Genomic DNA, 3,581 nt, shown 5'->3' with positions numbered 1-3,581 from the left:
CGCCTGGATCAACAAACCCGAACCAGAGGAGCAACAACCGGCGAATCCGGCAGCCGCCTAACACTCACTGGTCTCAAACCCCTTGACAAGTTCCGTGGCGAGTACAGGCGCCGCGTGAGCGCGGTTTGCGACCGTTGCAGGGCGCAATGGCGTATGGCGTGGGTTGGGGTGTGTGGGGCGGTTGAGAGGTGACAGAGAATCCGAGACAACTGACAGCTACTCGAGACCCGCGATCCTGGGTGTTCGCACGATCGCTGCTTGAATTCTGTTGCTGCGCAATGCAATACTCAAGTGCTTTGGTGGATACCGTCAATGTCGAACTGGTCATATTCCCCAGCAGTGGGTTTCGAGGTCTGCAGTCGTGTGGTGGCGATTGATGGTGGGGGTTTGATTGGCTGCTGATTCGATGTGTGTCAATATAGATGGATGTCGAATCAGGACGTGCTGGTTGCGGGCGGCGGCAGTGGTTTGAGTGCGAAGCGGGCAGCGCGGTACGCGTCGGCGTTGAAGGCGCTGGCGGATCCGGTGCGCTTGCGGTTGTTGTCGGAGGTGGTGTCGCGGCCGGGTGGTGAGGCGTGCGTGTGTGATATCTCGGGGCCGATTCGGTTGTCGCAGTCAACGATCTCGCATCATTTGAAGGTGTTGCGGGAAGCCAGGCTGGTGACCAGTGAACGTCGGGGCACGTGGGTCTATTACCGGGTGAACAGTGTTGTGCTCGAACAATTGTCGGAAATGCTCTTGGGGCTGGCGGCGGTGACCGGTGAGCCGAGCTCGTGTGAGGACCCCGGGTGAGTAGGCAGGGTCCGGCGGTCGCAGGGAAATTGTCGCTGCTGGACCGATTTCTGCCGGTGTGGATCGGCGCCGCAATGGTGGCCGGACTGCTACTCGGGCGTGGCGTGCCGGGTCTAGGGGAGGCGCTGGCGAAGGTGGAAGTCGACGGTATCTCGCTACCGATCGCGGTCGGCTTGTTGGTGATGATGTATCCGGTGCTGGCGAAGGTGCGCTACGACAAACTCGACTCGGTCACCGGTGATCGGCGGCTGCTGATCGGGTCTCTGGTGTTGAACTGGGTTGTGGGACCGGCGGTGATGTTCGCGCTGGCGTGGTTGCTACTACCCGATCTGCCGGAATACCGCACGGGCCTGATCATCGCCGGTCTGGCCCGGTGCATCGCGATGGTCATCATTTGGAACGACCTTGCGTGCGGGGATCGGGAAGCGGCTGCGGTTCTGGTGGCATTGAACTCGGTGTTCCAGGTGCTCATGTTCGCCGTGCTCGGGTGGTTCTACCTGTCGGTGCTGCCCGGCTGGCTCGGTTTGGAGCAAACGACCATCACCACCTCGGCGTGGCAGATCGCGAAATCGGTGCTGATCTTCCTGGGTCTTCCCTTGGTGGCGGGCTACCTGACCCGTCGGGTGCGTGAACGGGTCCGGGGGCGTGACTGGTACGAAACGGCGTTCTTGCCGCGACTGGGTCCGTGGGCGCTGTACGGCCTGCTGTTCACCATTGTCATCCTCTTCGCCTTGCAGGGCGGGCAGATCACCTCGCGGCCATGGGATGTCGTGCGGATCGCGGTGCCCCTGTTGGTCTACTTCGCGGTGATGTGGGGCGGTGGATTTGTCCTCGGCGCCGGCCTCGGGCTTGGCTACGAGCGGACGACGACGTTGGCGTTCACCGCGGCCGGCAACAACTTCGAACTCGCCATCGCCGTCGCGATCGCCACCTACGGTGCAACTTCGGGGCAGGCGCTGGCCGGGGTGATCGGCCCGCTGATCGAGGTGCCTGTCCTCGTCGCCCTGGTCTATGTGTCCTTGGCGTTGCAACGCCGATTTCCCACCGCCCCAACCACGTCGAGAGGACCGATGCTCGATGTCTGATCCCACCACGGTGCTGTTCGTGTGCGTGAGCAACCGCGGCAAATCTGTGATGGCCGAGTATCTCACGCCCATACTCACCGATCGGATCGCCGCGTCATCGGCCGGCACCACCGCGGTGCTCGGAGGGCGGATCAACGAGCTGTCCGCGCAGGCCCTCGCAGAGGTCGGTGCCGTCATCGATGACCATCAGCCTCGTCAACTCACCCACGAGCTGATGCACGCCGCGGACTTGGTGGTGGTGGTCGGCGACGCCGAGGTCACCGCACCGCCGGGGGTCGAGCTCAAGGTCTGGGCCACCGACGAACCGTCGAGACGGGGTATCGACGGGATCGACCGGATGCGCCTGATCCGCGACGACATCGCCGACCGGATCCGCGACCTCGTGGACCGTCTGGACCGGTAGCGAACCGAGCAGTGCCGGTCAGCAGCAGGCGGTGCTCGATTGGGGGTCGCCGGTCGCGCTGCCAGCACAGCACGCGGCACCAGTATCAGGATCGATAGTGTTACGTTCCAACAGTTTCGGACTTGACCCGAAGGTCTCGGAGTCGACGAGCACGGTATAGACCTCCCACTGTTCCTTCGCCGGGCCGCTGACCCACACCTTGTCCTGGGTGGCGAAGCAACAGGTGGTGTTGATCTCCTCCTGAGTGAACAGGCCCGCCTCGGAGAGCCGGGCGATCTCGGCATGGACCTTGTCGCTGGATTCGACCTCGACGCCAAGATGATTGATGGTGCCTCCCTGGCCCGGATTCTCGATCAGCACCAGCTTCACCGGCGGCTCGGGGACCGCGAAGTTCGCATATCCCGGCTTGCGTTTGGCCGGGGCCGTGTTGAAAAGCTTCGAGTAGAACACGATCGCGGCATCGAGATCATCGACGTTGAGAGCGAGTTGAATGCGGGACATGAGCAACCACCTTCACCTGTGAGACATATATCGAACTACTTGACGTTGGGATCAGGATGCCACCTCTTCGACATATGTCAAGGTATCTGGGTAGGCTGGGGGGTATGCCGAAGACGTTGCCGATGGTGGATATCAGTGCGCCGATTTGCTGTGCCCCGGTGTCGTCGGGTCCGCTCGATGATGGTGACGCACTGGAGATTGCGTTGCGACTCAAGGCACTTGCTGATCCGGTGCGCATCAAGTTGGTGTCGATGTTGTTGACCGATGAGGCGGGTGAGGGTGTGTGTACCTGTGATCTCGCGTCGGCGGTCGGGGTGACGGAGGCGACGACCAGTCATCATCTGGGGCAGCTACGCAAGGCGGGGATGGTGGTGGGGCAACGCCGGGGGATGAACGTGTATTACCGGGCTCGGCCGGAATCGTTGCAGGCGTTGTGCGCTGTTCTGGGGGCGAGCACCGGCTGCTGTTGAGCACCCTGAGGTCAGTTCGCGGTCGCGATCGTCGCGGTCAGTGACTGGGCGTAGTGGGAGTAGGTGGTGGCTGCCAGCGCGGCGGGGCGTTCGGTCACCTGATAGCTGGTTGAGTTCTGTTGCTGCGCAAAGCAATACTCAAGTGGTATTACTGGTAACCCTGCATATTCGATTGCTACATATTCTCCGGTGAAGTCGTCGGTTGGCGTCGATCGGCAGGCGAGCGGCGCCGATAACGGGCTCTTCCTGAATGACAGTGCGTAGAACAGGTTCTTGCGACCACAAGATGTGGGGTGAGCAAGATCGCGGGGTGTGGGCGGTGAGCCTGTA

At 62.2% G+C, this 3,581-nt stretch carries 6 protein-coding genes; 4 read left to right on the top strand and 2 right to left on the bottom strand.

The annotated features are described in order from the left end of the window. Nucleotides 1-426 precede the first annotated feature (426 nt). Genes ACZ4TW_RS23830 through ACZ4TW_RS23820 form a run of 3 tightly spaced genes read left to right on the top strand, consistent with a single transcriptional unit; the run spans nucleotide 427 to nucleotide 2,280 of the window. A complete protein-coding gene (locus ACZ4TW_RS23830; RefSeq protein WP_465546979.1) occupies nucleotides 427-792 on the top strand; it encodes an ArsR/SmtB family transcription factor in 366 nt (121 codons plus the stop codon). Nucleotides 793-821: 29 nt separating this feature from the next. Further along, complete coding sequence (arsB, locus tag ACZ4TW_RS23825) at nucleotides 822-1,877, top strand: ACR3 family arsenite efflux transporter (protein ID WP_465546977.1); 1,056 nt, start codon at nucleotides 822-824, stop codon at nucleotides 1,875-1,877. Beyond that, nucleotides 1,870-2,280, top strand: a complete 411-nt coding sequence (locus tag ACZ4TW_RS23820) for an arsenate-mycothiol transferase ArsC (protein ID WP_465546975.1) — start codon at nucleotides 1,870-1,872, stop codon at nucleotides 2,278-2,280. Before arsB ends, ACZ4TW_RS23820 begins: the two co-directional genes overlap by 8 nt. Before the next feature lie 18 nt (nucleotides 2,281-2,298). Here the strand turns inward: ACZ4TW_RS23820 and ACZ4TW_RS23815 are convergent, their stop codons facing one another. Beyond that, on the bottom strand, nucleotides 2,299-2,781 hold the full coding sequence (locus tag ACZ4TW_RS23815; protein WP_465546973.1) for an ArsI/CadI family heavy metal resistance metalloenzyme: 483 nt from the start codon (nucleotides 2,779-2,781) through the stop codon (nucleotides 2,299-2,301). Nucleotides 2,782-2,885: 104 nt separating this feature from the next. Here ACZ4TW_RS23815 and ACZ4TW_RS23810 point away from each other — a divergent pair, with 104 nt between their 5' ends. After that, complete coding sequence (locus tag ACZ4TW_RS23810; protein WP_465546971.1) at nucleotides 2,886-3,251, top strand: Rv2640c family ArsR-like transcriptional regulator; 366 nt, start codon at nucleotides 2,886-2,888, stop codon at nucleotides 3,249-3,251. Nucleotides 3,252-3,262: 11 nt separating this feature from the next. Here the strand turns inward: ACZ4TW_RS23810 and ACZ4TW_RS23805 are convergent. Continuing rightward, the coding region (locus tag ACZ4TW_RS23805; protein ID WP_465546969.1) for a hypothetical protein at nucleotides 3,263-3,581 on the bottom strand (319 nt) is incomplete at its 5' end.

Source organism: Agromyces sp. NPDC029043 (assembly GCF_055564615.1).
This window is presented reverse-complemented; position numbering and strand designations above follow the sequence as displayed.